This window comes from Synergistaceae bacterium (genome assembly GCA_031272035.1).
GTDB lineage: Bacteria > Synergistota > Synergistia > Synergistales > Aminobacteriaceae > JAISSA01.
On sequence record JAISUO010000050.1, the window covers coordinates 1 to 15,475 of the forward strand.

The 15,475-nt window shown below is 55.3% G+C and carries 12 protein-coding genes; 7 read left to right on the plus strand and 5 right to left on the minus strand.

The features are described 5' to 3' along the window. Positions 1-96: 96 nt before the first annotated feature. The 3 genes from hypB to LBR61_06395 all read left to right on the plus strand — a co-directional run bounded on the left by hypB (position 97) and on the right by LBR61_06395 (position 2,767). Positions 97-756: a hydrogenase nickel incorporation protein HypB gene (gene hypB, locus LBR61_06385; protein MDR1731707.1), complete on the plus strand. Its 660-nt coding sequence runs from the start codon at positions 97-99 to the stop codon at positions 754-756. 127 nt (positions 757-883) lie between these two features. Then, positions 884-1,753, plus strand: a complete 870-nt coding sequence (locus LBR61_06390) for a leucine-rich repeat domain-containing protein (GenBank protein ID MDR1731708.1) — start codon at positions 884-886, stop codon at positions 1,751-1,753. Between the two features lie 108 nt (positions 1,754-1,861). Next, a complete protein-coding gene (locus LBR61_06395) occupies positions 1,862-2,767 on the plus strand; it encodes a hypothetical protein (protein MDR1731709.1) in 906 nt (301 codons plus the stop codon). Between the two features lie 52 nt (positions 2,768-2,819). Here LBR61_06395 and LBR61_06400 read toward each other — a convergent pair whose 3' ends face one another. Beyond that, a complete protein-coding gene (locus LBR61_06400) occupies positions 2,820-4,214 on the minus strand; it encodes a sodium:alanine symporter family protein (GenBank protein ID MDR1731710.1) in 1,395 nt (464 codons plus the stop codon). Between the two features lie 218 nt (positions 4,215-4,432). Between LBR61_06400 and LBR61_06405 the strand changes: the two genes are divergently transcribed. Continuing rightward, complete coding sequence (locus tag LBR61_06405; GenBank protein MDR1731711.1) at positions 4,433-6,592, plus strand: methyl-accepting chemotaxis protein; 2,160 nt, start codon at positions 4,433-4,435, stop codon at positions 6,590-6,592. Between the two features lie 35 nt (positions 6,593-6,627). On the opposite strand, the gene LBR61_06410 is transcribed toward LBR61_06405, so the two are convergent. The 3 genes from LBR61_06410 to LBR61_06420 all read right to left on the minus strand — a co-directional run bounded on the left by LBR61_06410 (position 6,628) and on the right by LBR61_06420 (position 10,609). After that, a complete protein-coding gene (locus tag LBR61_06410) occupies positions 6,628-8,226 on the minus strand; it encodes a Na+/H+ antiporter NhaC family protein (protein MDR1731712.1) in 1,599 nt (532 codons plus the stop codon). A gap of 337 nt (positions 8,227-8,563) precedes the next feature. Continuing rightward, positions 8,564-8,749: a hypothetical protein gene (locus LBR61_06415; GenBank protein ID MDR1731713.1), complete on the minus strand. Its 186-nt coding sequence runs from the start codon at positions 8,747-8,749 to the stop codon at positions 8,564-8,566. A 462-nt stretch (positions 8,750-9,211) separates the two neighbouring features. After that, complete coding sequence (locus tag LBR61_06420; protein ID MDR1731714.1) at positions 9,212-10,609, minus strand: alpha-hydroxy-acid oxidizing protein; 1,398 nt, start codon at positions 10,607-10,609, stop codon at positions 9,212-9,214. Between the two features lie 268 nt (positions 10,610-10,877). On the opposite strand from LBR61_06420, the gene LBR61_06425 reads away from it, so the two are divergent. Both LBR61_06425 and LBR61_06430 read left to right on the plus strand, forming a co-directional pair. Further along, positions 10,878-11,735 (plus strand): hypothetical protein, encoded by an 858-nt coding sequence (locus LBR61_06425; protein ID MDR1731715.1) that lies wholly within the window; start codon positions 10,878-10,880, stop codon positions 11,733-11,735. A 722-nt stretch (positions 11,736-12,457) separates the two neighbouring features. Continuing rightward, positions 12,458-13,480: an HD domain-containing protein gene (locus LBR61_06430; protein ID MDR1731716.1), complete on the plus strand. Its 1,023-nt coding sequence runs from the start codon at positions 12,458-12,460 to the stop codon at positions 13,478-13,480. A gap of 249 nt (positions 13,481-13,729) precedes the next feature. Here LBR61_06430 and LBR61_06435 read toward each other — a convergent pair whose 3' ends face one another. After that, positions 13,730-14,101: a VOC family protein gene (locus tag LBR61_06435; protein MDR1731717.1), complete on the minus strand. Its 372-nt coding sequence runs from the start codon at positions 14,099-14,101 to the stop codon at positions 13,730-13,732. A gap of 206 nt (positions 14,102-14,307) precedes the next feature. On the opposite strand from LBR61_06435, the gene LBR61_06440 reads away from it, so the two are divergent. Continuing rightward, positions 14,308-15,474, plus strand: coding sequence for a M20 family metallopeptidase (locus LBR61_06440; GenBank protein ID MDR1731718.1), 1,167 nt, complete (start codon positions 14,308-14,310; stop codon positions 15,472-15,474). Position 15,475: the final 1 nt, after the last annotated feature.

Genomic DNA, 15,475 nt, shown 5'->3' on the forward strand with positions numbered 1-15,475 from the left:
TGAAACGTGTTACCATAATGAACAGCCTGACCTGAACGAAGAACAAAATTCGGCGGGAACACAGAGCAGGGAACACGGAGAAAGGGGTTTTGGAACATGCGTGAAATCGTCACCATTCAGCAGGCGGTTATGGCAGCGGACGAAAAATACGCAAAGCGGATTCGGCAGATGCTGAAGGACAAAAAAATTCTTTCGGTGAATATCATCGGGTCTCCCGGCTGCGGAAAAACGACGCTGCTGGAACAAACGGCAAAGAACGCCGGATTTTCCTTCGCCGTGATCGAGGGAGACATTGAAACTTCGAGAGACGCCGAGCGTCTGGCGGCTGCGGGAATCGAGGCGCTTCAGATCAACACGAAAGGGGACTGTCACCTCGAAGCTCATACCATCGAAAAAGCCCTGTCCTCTCTTTGTCTGGATAAAGTGGAAGCGCTTTTCGTCGAGAACGTGGGAAATCTGGTTTGCCCGGCGGAGTTCGACATCGGCGAGGATTTCAAGGTTGCCGTCGCCAGCGTCCCCGAGGGAGCGGACAAACCGGTCAAATACCCTCTGCTTTTTTCACAGGCAAAAGCTGTACTTTTGACGAAGACGGACCTGCTGCCTTATGTTAAATTCAACAAAGAAGCGTTTTTGCGGGATGTGAAAAGCCTCAACCCCAAAAGCCCCATCATTGAGCTGAACCTGACCACGGGCGAGGGGATCGATCAGTGGACGGCTTTTTTGACGGAACGGCTCTCAGAAAAACGCGGGTTTTAGTTTCTTTGGCGGCTCAATATAATGTACCCGCGCAGACCGCAGGAACGTGAAAACCTGTTCTGCGCGGGAATGTAATTGTATGTGGAAATTGTATTATGATGAAATTGCATTATATGGAGATTTTGATATGTCATCGACTGAAAGAATACTGACCAAAGAAGAGGCTCGCAGGCTGACACAGGAAGTCGTCGTCATCCCGGAGGGGGTTACGGCGATCGGCGAAAGCGCCTTTGAGGGTCGCAGGAGCCTGACCCGCGTCACGATTCCGGAGAGCGTCACGAGGATTGGCCGCGGCGCGTTTGAAGATTGCAGCAGTCTGACCTGCATCACGATCCCGGACGGCGTCACGACGATTGATATTGGCGCGTTTTCCGGGTGCAGCAGTTTGCCTCGCATCGTCATCCCGGATGGCGTCGCGGCGATTGACGGACTGGCGTTTTATAACTGTCGTTCATTGGCGTCAATTGCGGCAGGCAGAAATAACAATCATTTTTCATCGACAGAAGGGGTGCTGTTCAACAAAAACAGGACGATTTTGGTTCGATATCCGGGCGGAAACGGCAATACGAGCTACGTGATTCCGGAGGGCGTCACGAAAATTGGCCGCGGCGCGTTCAGCGACTGCGGCAGCCTGACCCGCGTCACAATTCCGGAGAGCGTCACGACCATTGACGATGGCGCGTTTTTTGGCTGCGACCATTTGGCCGGCGTCGAGATTCCGAAGAGGGTTGAGACCCTTGGCGGGTGGGTGTTCAGTGGCTGCAGGAGCCTGATTCGCGTTACGATCCCGAAGAGCGTCACGACCATCGGCGGCGGGGCGTTTAACGGCTGCGGAAGCCTGACCCGCGTCACAATTCCGGAGAGCGTCACGACCATCGGCAGCGGAGCATTTTCGGGCTGCGGCAGCCTGACTCTGCGCCTGGCCGAGGGTTCAGCGGCGTTCCAATATGCCCTCAAACATCATATCAAAGTGGAGCTTTTGCCCCTTTTGCCATAAGCTTTGAGATTCAGGAAGGACAGGATCACCCGTTTGCTTAAAACCACTATTTCGTGAAGTTCACGTGATATAATTTTATGAAATGTTTTTACGTAGGAATGATATTTGTTGGACGATGACATCGATCATGTAAAACGCTTGGATTATGATAATTTATTTAAAAAAGTTCTAAAAGATTACTTCTGGGAGGCCCTGCGGATTTTCCTGCCCGCGCTCCATGAAGCCGCCGACAGAGATATTCCCGTCAAATCTCTCGATAAAGAGCTCGAAAAAGTGACGTTCGACCTTGAAGGGGGGATGAACCGCCTCGATATGCTGGCCGAGATTCATCTCAAAGACGGGAACGAGGAGCTTGTGCTTTGCCACGTGGAAATACAGGGAGAGGGCGGAGAGGACCTGCCCACCCGCATGATGCGGTATCGAAGCGCGATTTTTCTCGAACGCCGGAAGGAACCCGTGGGGATCGCCGTGCTCACCGCGAACAGGCCGAAACGCGAGAAGACCTCCTACCGTTCGGAATTGTTCGGCGTGAAGGTGTCCTACGAGTACAAAAACGTCTTTCTTTTGAAAACGGACGATGAGGAGCTTCTTGCCGGAGACAGCCGGGTGGGGCTCGTGCTTTACGCCGCGAAGTGCGCCGTCAAAAGCGGCAGTGACGAAGGAGAAAAGTTCCGTTACCTCAGGGGCATTTCGGACCTTTGGAACGGGAAGGGATGGAATCCCCACGACAAACGGGTTATACTGGAGGCGGTGAACTATCTGCTGAACCTGACGAATAGAGACTATGTGGAGCGGATAGTCGATTATCAGGAAAAATTGATCATGAACAGGGAGGATAGAGAGATGTATATATCCATGTTCGAGCGCGTTTATACAGCAAGAGGGCGGGAAGAGGGCAAACAGGAAAAGGCTTTTGAGATCGCTAAAAATTTTCTCGCTGACGGTATACCGCCTGAAGTTGTGGCGCGGAACACCGGTATCCCGATGGATGACATCCGCGCTCTCATGAACTGAGCGAAAACATGGACGGCTCCGCTGTTTGAGACTTTTTGTATTTGAGGTCATACTACAGCTCGATTTCGCCGGTTTTGCGCCTGGCGTCGAATTCGGCTACGAGCTTGCGCAGAACTCCTGAGAGCAACAGCAGCCCGATCAGGTTGGGGATGGCCATTAGCCCGTTCAGGGTGTCCGCCAGATTCCATAGAGACGCGAGGAATGCCTCGGCGTCCGTCCCCAGAATCCGGCTTCCGGAGGCCCCCAGCAGGATCAGGACGATCCAGAGTATTTTCATGACGGGGGTGAACCACGTCCCCAGCAGGTAGGTGGCCGCCGTCTCCGCATACCAGTACCAGCCCAGGATGGTGGTGAAGGCGAAAAGACTGAGCCCGATGGACAGAATCACCTTTCCCATGGATCCCAGCCCGATTTCGAAGGCGTAAAGCGAAAGGGCCGACCCCGTCAGTCCGGCGCCGTCTGCGGACAAAGTCCCCGTGGTGAGAATGACGAGGGCCGTCATGGAGCAGAGGACGAATGTGTCCATAAAGACCTCGAAGATGCCGTAAAGCCCCTGACGAACGGGGTGATCCACGTCCGCCGCCGCGTGGGCCATGGGAGCGGAGCCCAATCCGGCCTCGTTGGAAAAGACTCCCCGGGCGACCCCTTTCCGGACGGCCTCCATAACCGTCCAGCCCGCCAGAGCGCCGGGCACGGCGGCGGGATCTCCGAAGGCGCTTCGAACCGCCCAGGCGATGCCGGCGGGGATCATGGCGGCGTTTCGAACCAGAACGATGGAGGCCCCCGCAATATAAAAGAGCGCCATGAAGGGAACCAGATACGTGGTCACGGTGGCGAGGCTCCGGATTCCGCCGACGATGACCAGCCCCGTGAGGAAGGCCAGACCGATTCCGCTCCAGAGGGGATCCAGGCCGAAACCCATTTGAAGCCCCTCCGCCGTGGAGTTCGCCTGCACCGCCGCGCCGATGCCGAAGGAGGCCAGAAAGGCGCATATCGCAAAGAGGACGGCCAGCCACTTCTGCCCCGCTCCGTGCTCCAGAATGTACATGGTGCCCCCCCGCCAGTGACCGTTTTCGTCTTTTTTCCGGAAGTGAACGGCCAGCGCGACTTCTCCAAATTTGGTGCACATGCCGAAAAGGGCGGAAATCAGCATCCACACCAGCGCCCCCGGGCCGCCCAGGTGCAGGGCCGTGGCGACCCCCGCGATGTTGCCCGTCCCCACCGTGGCCGCCACCGCCGTGGCCATCGCCCCGAAGGAGGAGATGCCGGAGCCTTTTTCCCTTTCCCTTTTGCCGAAAATTTCCCTCCAGACCGCCCCGAAATAGCGGAACTGCGGAACCCTCAGCAGGAACGTGAGATAAACGCCCGTCCCCACGAGGAGAACCAGCATGGGCCCTCCCCAGACGTATTTGTGAATGACCTCATTGAGGATCATGACCGTTTCCATTAATTGCTTCCTCCATTTGAACAGGCTTCATTTGAACAGGCCTCGTCTCTTTATCTCTTCTACTGCCTGCATATTATACCAATATTGCATTGTTTTGTTGTTGTAATGCATGTAAAATAGAATATAAGAGTGTGGATATTTGAAAAATTTGTAATTTACATAATCAGGAACTGTTTTGTTGAAAAGGTCCGGTAAACATCTGGAGGGGGAGTAAAACTGTGTGGAGGAATTTAAGACTGGGTTTTAAGCTGCTTCTCGGTTTTGGCATGTTGCTGTTCATTTTTTTGGCGGCGGTGGTCGTTACCTGGTCCGATCTGTCGTTCGTCAGGAGTGAAAGTTACGCCGTCAGTCAAACGGTTGTTCCCACGGTGGCGATCGCCACTCAGGTGGATCGAAGTCTGTCCAGGCTGGCTCTGTCCACGCTTCGGCTCCAGAACGCGGAGACTACCGACGAAACAAAAGCGGCAATAGAGGAAGTGAAAGCCGATCTGAAGAGCGTTCAGGACGCCAACGCCCGGCTCATCGCGGCGGGGAAGGCCAATCCGGACCTTCAAACGCCCAAAGCCTTCCAGACGAAGGTGCTTCCCGCCTACACACAATATGAAGCCTCCATCGAAAAAACCATCGCCCTTCTCGGCAAAAAAATGGCGAATTTCAACGCTCAGAGCAAGTCGGGAGGGGAGCTCTCCGCCGTTACCGCACAGTTCACTCCGCTTTTTTACGAGTCGCTGAAAAAGGCCGCGCAAAGCGGCGGCAGCGGGGAGGAAATCGAGAGGCGGGCGGAGGCTTACCGCATGACCACGGAAATCGCCACGGCGCTCCAGAACGTGCGTCTGGCCATGTACAGGGCGGCCCTCACCAACAACACGAAAGCCATGAGCGCGATTCTCGACATGACTCCCCCCATCAAAAAAAGTTTCGAGGAGCTGAAGGCCATTTCGGACCAGCCTCAGGAGCTGGAGCTTCTGGATCGGATGGTCTCCACGTTCCTTTCCTATGAAAACGATTTAAAGCTGCAGATTGGCACCTTTGTGGAAATGGCGTCGGTGGCCGACGGCCGCGCCCCTCAGTGGCAGACCATCAGCACGGAATCCGCAAACCTCGGCAAACTGGCCATGGAGCGGGTGGACACGGTGGCCAAAGAGAACGTGGAGAACGTCCATTCCTCCATAATACTTCTGATTTCCTGCGCGGTGGCGATTTTTGTGCTGGGTCTGGTTCTGGCCTTCGTCATTTCCCGCAGCATCACCCGACCTCTGTCCAGAATCGTGACTCTGGCGGGGCGCTTTCAGGAGGGCGACCTGACCGTCCGGCGGGAGGATTTCAGCTACGACAGCAGGGACGAAATGGGGAACCTCTCCACGGTGCTGTGCGACATGGTTTCCTCTCAGGAGGACGTCATGAAGCAGGTCATTTCCGTGGCGGACGAGCTGACGGAGGGAGCGGGCTCCCTCGCCTCCATCGCGGAGGAAACGGATAAATCCATGGAGATGATCAAACTCTCCATCGAGCAGATCACCGCCCTCAGCCAGGGCAACGCGACGGCGCTGGAGCAGAGCAACGTCAGCGTGGAAAAGGTGAGCGCGGGAGTGGAGGCCATGGCTCAATCCGCCAAAGAGAGCGCCGATTTCATCGCCATGACGACGAAGGTCTCCGCCGAGGCCGTCCAGAAGGTGGGCGGCGTGATCATCGGGATGCGCGAAGTGGGCAAAAATTCCAAGGAAAACGCGGAAAAACTTCAGCGGCTGGTGGAATCGGTGAAGAACGTCAGCAGCTTCGTGTCGGTGATCACGAACATCGCGAACCAGACGAACCTTCTGGCCCTGAACGCGGCCATTGAGGCGGCCCGAGCCGGAGAGGCGGGACGGGGCTTTGCCGTGGTGGCGGAGGAGGTCCGGAAGCTGGCGGAGGAATCCGGTCGGGCGGCCAAGAGCGTGGACAAAACCATTCTGGAGCTCCAGAACGACGCCCGGGAAAGCATCAGCGCCACCACCGAGGCGGATCGCCTGCTGAACGACACTCTGGACCACGCCCACGAAGCCCAGAAAAAGCTGGCCGGAGCCCTGAGGGAGATCAACAAGGCCAACGGCTCCATACAAAACATCGCGGCTGTGGCGCAGGCCCAGGCCGGCTCCGGAAAAGAGGTCGCCGAGGCCATCGACCATCTCACGAAGGCCACCATGGCAACGGTGGATAAAGTCGAGCAGATTCGCCGCACGGCGGAGGAAACGGCCCAGTCCGTTCAGGGCGTGACGGACCGCTCCGAGGTCATGAGCGACCACGCCCGACAGCTTATGGAGGTTTTGGGCCGCTTCCAGCTGCAGGAGCCTTCGGAGTTAAGCAAAACCGGCAAAACCGCGCTTCCCGCCAGAGCCTGACGCCCTTACGCAATCCGCTGTGAAATTGCGTTTTTTCAGTCGGGCCTGTGTTTTCCCGCTATTGCCGGCAGAATCAGGAGCAGCCCCAGAAGCAGCACAAACGCCGCCGGCAGGCTCAGGAGGCTGGAAAGGTTGACCAGCGCCGCGCCGCCGGTTTGCCCCAGCGCCGCGCTCAGGCCGCCGTTGCCCAGGGTCAGCCCCACGACCAGATAACCCGCGAAGCAGGCCGCCGCCACGGTAAAGGCGTAGGGAATCTGGGTGGAAACGTGGTCGATGTGGGCACAGCCCGCGCCCGTGGACGAGAGGATCGTCGTGTCGGATATGGGCGAGCAGTGGTCGCCGAAAACCGCGCCTCCCATCACCGCGCCCAGAGTCGGGATCGAAAAGGCCGGAGCGGCTTTATAACAAACGGTGATCGTGATGGGTATCAAAATGCCGAAAGTTCCCCAGGCCGTCCCTGTGGAAAACGCGATGACGCAGGCCGCGAGGAACATAAGCGCCGGAATCAGGGCCACCGGCAGGTTGGAGCGGGTGATGAGGGAGGCGATGTAGGTTCCGGTGTCCAGCATCTCCTTGCAGACAGCGGCGATGGTCCAGGCGAGGGTGAGGATGATCATTGCCGAAACCATTGATTTAACGCCGATGGTGATGGTGGCGAAAAAGTCCTTGAACGAGATCAGCCCCCGGGGGACGTAAAAGAAAAAGACCATGATCAGCGACGTGAGACCGCCCATGGTCAAAGCGCTGTTGGCGTCCGTGTTGGCGAAGGCGTCCACCAGAGAAACGCCCTTGCCGCTCCAGAACCCGCCGTAGTAGAGCATCGCCAGAACGCAGACGACGACCAGAAACAAAACGGGACAGACCAGATCGTGGACTTTGCCATGCTCGGAAACCGGAAGGCTCGATATTTCGTCGCCGACGGAAGTGACAGCCCCTCCTTCCGGACCGTTTCGCGCCGCCCGCTCTTCTGCCAGCCGCATGGGACCGAAGTCGGCGTTTCTGCGGGCCGCTATCCACGCCACCATAAAGAGGGTCAGCAGCGCGTAGAGGTTGAACGGAATCGACATCACAAAAGCCTGCATTCCGCTGATTCCCGCCTCGGCCGGGAAGTAGCCCGCCGCCGCGGCAGCCCAGGACGAAATCGGCGCGATGACGCAGACCGGCGCGGCGGTGGAGTCGATGATGTAGGCGAGTTTTTCCCGGGAAATTCCCTGCTTGTCCGTGACGGGCCGCATCACCGCCCCAAGAGTCAGACAGTTGAAATAATCGTCGATGAAAATGATGATTCCCAGAAGCGCCGTCACCAGAGACACGCTCCGTTTTGTGGAAAGTTTTGCCGCAGCCCAGTTTCCATAAGCGCGCGCGCCTCCCGCCCGGGCAATCAGGGCGACCAGAGCCCCCAGCAGGGCAAGGAAAAGAATCATCGCCGCGTTCTTGCTCAGGTTTTCGATAAAAACCCTGACGATCACGGGCAGAAAACCCTCCATTCCCAGGCCGGCCTTGAAGACATAAATCCCAATGCCCGTGAGGATCCCCGTCATAAGGCTGAAAATGACCTCTTTGGTCAGGAGCGCCAGCCCGATGGCAAGCAGCGGCGGAATAAGCGAAAGAATACCGGCTTCAACAGTTTCCATAAAGATCCCCCTCAATTCGTATTGGGTTTACAATAATTTTCACACAGTTTAGAAAATGGACCTGAACTTGTCAATGTATGGGTCCGGGATTTGCGCCTGATACCAATTTGCTTTCAACCGAGCGTTAATGAAGAAGCTAATGTTTGAATATCACTGCTTTTAGCTATTCTAACTTTATAAGCAGCGAACCAGCGAACGCAGAGAGTTGTGTGAGTCGCTTAGTTTCTTCATTAGGCCTTTTATTTCAAATTGGTATGAGATTGGGATCTGCCGGTATGCGGGGACAAAAAAGGGGCTTCAGAGAACCTCTGAAGCCCTGACTCGCTGTTCGAGTCCTTTACAGCCCCAGCTCCGCTATCCTCTGTCTTTTCAGAAATTCCACCGGAATGGAAAGGGCTCCGGAGGCAACTGCAAGATGGGGAAACAACGAAGTCGAAACCAGACTGTAATACGTGTCGATGTCGATCAGTTCACCCTGATTTTCATACCTGCGCCACCTGCGCCCCGGGCGTTTGACCTTCATTTCTCATCCCTCCTCTTCTCGTGAAAAGCCTCTCGCCTCGCGTAACTTTACACTCACTCCACAGTCGAACAACACTCTCTCTGAAAACTATTATACAACCTCCATCCAACCTCCATCCAACCCCCGCATAATCCATCCTTCGGATCATGGAGACTTTCTGTTGAATTTTCCCTGAAATTTCTGTTCGTCTGCACAATTTTTACAAATTTTTCTGATAGATTTTTTCCGCAGGAGATGTATAACCCGGAGGTGAAGGAAATGTGGGAATTTCTGTCGAGTCACTGGCATTGCGTTCTGCCCTTGGCGGTGCTGGCGGTGTGGCTGCTCTGCACGAGGGGCAAAACCTCTGAATCTGAAAAGGACGGTCTGTAGTCGCCGCCTGTTTTTCAAAACAGGGCCGGGGCGCGAAAATCCCCGGCCGGTGGCGGAGTGCCTCGAATTTTTCCCGCTTTCGCGGCCCCGTCAGGCGTGGGGGATGCAGGTGTGACCGGAAATCTCGCTGCTGACAGTGACGAGGTCGTCCAAAGAAAGGTCATGCAGGCGGGGATGGCCGGTTATGCGCGCGTAAGTTTTGAGCTCCTCCAGCGTCACGTTCAGGAAGTTCGCGACTCTTTGGGCCGCGCTTTCGATGGAAAAGGCTTTTCGCAGTTCCGGGTCCTGAGTGGCCACGCCCACCGGGCATCGGTCGCTTCCGCAGATTCGATACTGCTGGCAGCCCGCGGCCATCAGCGCGGCTGTGGCGATGGCGACCGCGTCGGCCCCCAGCGCCAGCGCCTTTGCGAAGTCCGGCGAGACCCGCAGTCCGCCGGTTATGACCAGAGAAATGTCGCTCTTCTGTTCATTCAGATATTTTCGAGCGCGGCAGAGGGCGTAGACCGTGGGGACGCTGGTGGAGTCCCGAAGCAGTTTCGGGCTGGCTCCCGTGGCTCCTCCCCGTCCGTCGATGGTGATGAAATCCGGGGCGGCGAACACGCAGAACTCCAAGTCCCGCTCGATGTGCCCCGCGGCGATTTTGATCCCGATGGGGCGACCGCCGGACTCGTCTCTCAGGCGCTGAACGAGGGCTTTCAAATCCTCTTTGGAGTCGATTCCCGGGAAGCGGGAGGGGCTGATGATGTCCCGCCCTTCCGGTTTGTCCCGGGCGGCCGCGATTGCCGCCGTGACCTTGCTGCCCGGCAGATGCCCGCCCATGCCCGGTTTTGTCCCCTGGCCGATTTTAATCTCGATGGCGTCCGCGTTTTGCAGATTGTGAGGGGTGACGCTGTAGAGGTTGGGCACGTATTCGAAAATATATTTGTAAGCTTCGGACATCTCCTCCGACAGAATGCCCCCTTCTCCGCTGCAAACGGCAGTTTTGGCCAGGGCGCTGCCTCGGGCCAGGGCAATTTTCGCCTCTTTGGAAAGGGCCCCGAAGGACATGTGTGAAATATAAACGGGGTTTTGGAGGATCATGGGTTTTGCGGCCCTGGGCCCGATCACGGTTTCCGTGTCCACGGGGGCGTGTTCGTCCAGAGGGAAGGGGTTCAGCTGCGCCCCCAGCAGAAGGATTTCGTCCCAGCCCGGCATCGTCATTTGGGTCCCCATGGCGCCGATGAGGGTCTGTCCGGTCAGGGCCATGGCGTGGATATCGTCCATGTATCGGCAGGAGGGATCCTGCCGTGGCAGAACGTAGGCCAGGGGAGAGGCCGCGGCGTCGGGCGCCTTTTCCTCCGTCTCCTCCGGGGCGGGGTCGGTCTCCAAAAGGGCCAGCATACTGGAGGGCGCTCCGCAGACGGGGCAGCACAGTCCTCCCGTCGAGTCGCGCGCGGCGTCTTTTTCCTCGAACTCCTGATCGCATATCCTGCACAGGTAACGTTTCATAAAAATTCCCCTCCTTCAGAAAAAGCACAGGCATCATATCCGGCAGCGAACCATAATTTTACGTTTCACGTCAATTATAGCGTACGTCGTGAGCCGGACAATGCAGCCCCGCGAATAATCGGCAATACTGCGCAATACTGGCCGGCAGGCGGGATACAGATGGGATAGATGAAAGTAGATGAACGTATCGTGATATCAGGAGGAAAAAGCAGGACAATAATGCGCCGGAGTTGATATAATACCTCATGAAAGGAGAAGCGCGGCTTACATGAGCGAGCAATGGATTGATCAGAGTTGGAAGGACGTCATCAACGAAAATGTCGACGACGCAATTTCGTTTTTCATGCCGAGTCTTGCTGCGAAGAGGGATTATTCAAAAGAACCGGAAGCCATCAATCCTGAACATACGGTCATCGGAGGAAAATCCAACAAAAGAAAGCGCACTTCGGATTTGTGCCTGTCGCTCCCTTTGGTGAACAGCAACGTTTCCCGCGCGATTTTCCTCATTGAACAACAGGACAGGAAGGCTGAGGAACTACCTCTTCGTATTTTTCAAAGTTATTATCGCGTCAGCGATAAATACGCGGTTCCAGTCACGTCGCTCGCGATTTATACAGGAAAAATAAGGCCGGTAAATACGTATTATAGAGAGTGGGAGGGAACGTCGGTGCGATTCCGGTTCAACGTCTACAGTGTGAACGGAGCCGACGCGGAAGAATTGAAACGCGACGAACGCGATTTCGCTCTTGCAATTCTGGCTGGGAAGAGGATGATTGAGGCGAAAAGAGAAGCGTCAAAACGCGGGGCGTATTCACTTGAACTTCTCGACCTGATAAGGACAAAAAACTGGAGCGGGGAAAAAGCGTGGTCGTTCCGCAGATTCGCGTACCGCTTACTGCAGATAGATGAAGCCGACATCGACCAGAAGGTGAAGGAGGCATGGAAGATGGAGTTTAAACCGATTAGCGAAGTTGTACGGGATATCCATATCCGGGATGCCAGAGAATATGGCAGGGAAGAGGGGAAATTTGAAGTCGCGCGTTCAATGCTCGCCGATGGAGTTCCTGCCGAAACAGTTAGGAAGTATACTGGCTTGGATGAAAGTTCTATTCGTTCACTGAAGTGAATTGCGAAAGAAAAATCTGGAACGGAAAAACGGAGGAAGGCAGAATGCCGTTTGTCAGAGTTCATACAATACCGCTTCCCTTCAAAAACACGGATGTGCCAGAACCTGCCGGCAGGCGGGATGGCCGCACTCGTATGTCACAGACAGGAGACTTTATTTACACGTAAATGCATAAGAGGCTGAGATTCTGCGTTTCTCCAGGCTCCTCTTCGGAGGGGCCTTTTTTTGTTGGGTAAAAAGGATGAGCTGTTGATGAAAGTTTTTGTTTCGCAGCCTGTGGCGGACAAGTCAGATGGCAGATTCAGAAGAATGGCGAGATTATGCGCGCGGCGACTATTTTTGTGAAATCCGGTAAACCTCCTGCTTTTCGATGAGTAAATAAACTGATTCATTTTTTTGGCTGGTGAAATATAAATAATCAGCAAATAGCTATTTATTTTTGTTTGTAGGCAGGCAGGTAACACAGAACATTGGCATTATAATAACGAGTCACTGAAGGCAGGTGAAGAGAAGATCACAGTCGGGGCGATTTTTTCTTCATCCTCCGAAAGGCCGGCGCAGCAGCTTTGTATCAGTTCCTCCAGCATCTTCTCAATCTTCATGTTTATGGCTTCCTCTTCCAGACAGACGCGCCCCTTTTTTCTGGTACATTTGGGTTATATGAAAAGGAGATTCCGATGGGAACCGAACTTAAAGTTCTTACAACAGATAAAAAGTCTGAGATGACGAGTATCAGAGATCAGCGACTGTACAGATGGCAGACAGCGGTTATTGGTATCATAACGGATCTCCTGGAATTTCGGGATGACGTTACGGGAGGGCATATTTCGCGCACCCAGAAATATCTGTCCGTTTTGCTGAATAAAATGGTGGAGAAGCGGATTTATTATGATGAAATATCCAACTGGGATTTGGACGCGGTGGTGGCCTCGGCGTCTCTTCATGACATAGGGAAAATTGCCATAAGCGACGCCATATTGAATAAACCGAACAAATTGACGAAAGACGAATTCGAGATCATGAAAACTCACGTCATCATAGGCGTCGCGGCGATAAAAGCCATTAAGAGGGAAACCGGCGATGGAATGTTTCTGCACCACGCGGAACTGATGGCGGGCACCCACCATGAAAAATGGGACGGGTCCGGGTATCCGTCGAGGCTGAAAAAATACGGAATTCCCCTCGAAGGCCGCCTGATGGCCATTGCCGACGTCTATGACGCGCTGATTTCAGAGCGGCCGTACAAAAAGGCCCTGTCCCTGGAGCAGGCCGCCTGCACCATCCGGAGCGGCAGGGGGAACCACTTCGACCCTGTACTGGTGGACGTTTTTTCCGAGGTTTCCGAAGATTTTGCCCGCATCGTATCGGAGGACAGGTGCCTTAATGACCTTGCCGCCGCCCGTCATTCCTGGTCCGGAGAGTGGGATACGGTTTACGGTACCCTCATTCTGGACCAGCTCGGCGACGACGTTGTCGGCTCTTATCCCTACAATTTCGGCAAACTTGTGGGAACATGCAGAGGAAATGTGCTTTCCGGCACGTGGATGGAGTCCACAGGCTGCGTTCTGCACAAAAATGAGGAGGATATAGAGGCCACGTGTTTCGAAACCGGCGGAACCTCGGGGGATTTCATGTTTACGATGTCCGAGGATGGCTCGTCCTTTATCGGGAAATGGCGTCCCATCTCCGGCGGCAACTGGTTTGCATGGAGAGGTAAAAAACGTCAGATTTTATCTTTTGAGTGAGATTTCTGGTATGAAAAGGTGCTGAAAATACAGCTGAAATGGACGGATACACTTATGCAGGACAAATTGGAATAACACGTTTTTTCTATCTTGTACTGGAGTATGCGGTTTTGTACATGGTTGTTCCGCTGGGTGTGACGGCTCTTGTTTTTGGTTTATGGCATATGATCTCAAAAATTATGCATCGCGGGCGGTAATGCCCGCAAAATCCGGCGAAACGTCCGCCCGCGATGTAACTGGAATATAATTTTACCTGGGGCACAGACAGAACGGATGTCCGGCGGGGTCCAGCATGACCGTAATTTCCGGAACGAACTGAACCGGCGCTTTTTTCGCCCCCAGAGCCTGGGCCTTTTTCACGGCTTCAGCCATGTCGTCCACGTGTAAATCCAGATGTTCCATCTGCTGGGGCTTTCCGGGCTCTTCGGGCCACACGGGAGGAACGTAGCCCTCCGCGTTCTGGAAGTTCAGGCATATGCCCGTGTCGGGAAGCGCCACCATGACCCCGTGGTCCCCGAACTCGTGGACGATCTTTCCGTCGAGAAGCTTGATGTAGAAGGCTGAATGCTCGCGGAAATCCGAACTGTCAAGTGTAACGGAGGCCAGACTGATTTTACTCATTTTAAACACCCTTTCTTCTTCAATTATTTAATTATGTTTTCAGTGAATACTGATCCCGCGGATCAGATTGCTTATTTTAGACGATTGGCGGAGGCTGGCACTCCGTAAAACACGCATAATGATATATTCAAAATAATAACACTAAAATAAAAACAGAAAATGGCCGTAAAAATTCGGTATACTTGTAAAAAAAGGGAGGTCTCGCAATGGACGCTTTACGTGGAAAAGCCTTTCATTTTATTGATTCGAAACGGGAGGAAATGCTTGCGCTCTGGGAAAAACTGGTAAATATGGAAAGCGGCGTCCAGTTCAGTGAGGATGTGGACAGGGTTGCGGCCTTTTTGAAGGAGAAAGCGGAGTCTCTGGGGGCCGAGGCCCGAATTTTGGAGTTCCCCGAGGCCGGAAACGGGCTTGTCGCGTCATTTGGCAAAAAGACGGCAAAACCCCACCTGTGCTTTATGGGGCATTTCGACACCGTGTTTCCCCGCGGGACGGTCCTTCAGCGCCCCTTCAAAATCGAGGACGGCAGGGCCTTCGGGCCGGGGGCTCTGGACATGAAGGGGGGCGTCGTGATCCAGCTTTACGCGGCGAAAGCCCTGATGGAGGCGGGATACTCCGACCGGCAGATTCGCCTGGTGCTGGCGGGAGACGAAGAAATGGGCCATCCGAAGTCCGACATGGCCCGGGTGTTCCGGGAGGAATGCGCCGGAGCCGCCGCCGCCTTCAACTTCGAAACCGGAGACGTTCGCAACGCCCTGGTGGTGGGGCGCAAGGGAACGGCCTCCTGGGACATTTCCGTGGAGGGCGTGGCCGTTCACGCCGGACGGGAACCCGAAAAGGGACGCAGCGCGATTCTGGAGATCGCCCATAAAATCATCGAAATTCAGGCCCTGACGGATTATTCCCGGGGGCTGACCTTCAACGTGGGGGTCGTCAAAGGCGGCGTCGTTCGCAACGCGGTGCCCGATCACGCCGAAATTCAGGTGGACGTTCGCGTCATGGAGCCGGATCAGTTCGACGAAGTGGAGCAGAAAATGGCGCAAATCGTTGGCCGGACCCACGTGGAGGGGACTAAAACCACCTTCTCGCGCCGGATCGGAATCGACCCGATGCCCCGCACGCCGGGGAACGACCGCCTTTTTGCCCTTGTGGCCCGGGTCTCGAAAGAACTGGGCTTCGACGAGCCCTCCGCCGTCATCTCGGGAGGCGGGTCCGACTCCGCCTATTCCGTCGCCGCCGGCGTTCCCACCATCGACCAGATGGGCGTGAAGGGAGAGTGGAACCACTCCGACCGGGAATACGCCCTGGCGGACTCGCTTTTCGAACGGGCTAAACTGGCGATCGCCTGCGTTCTGGAGATCGACACCCTCTGAT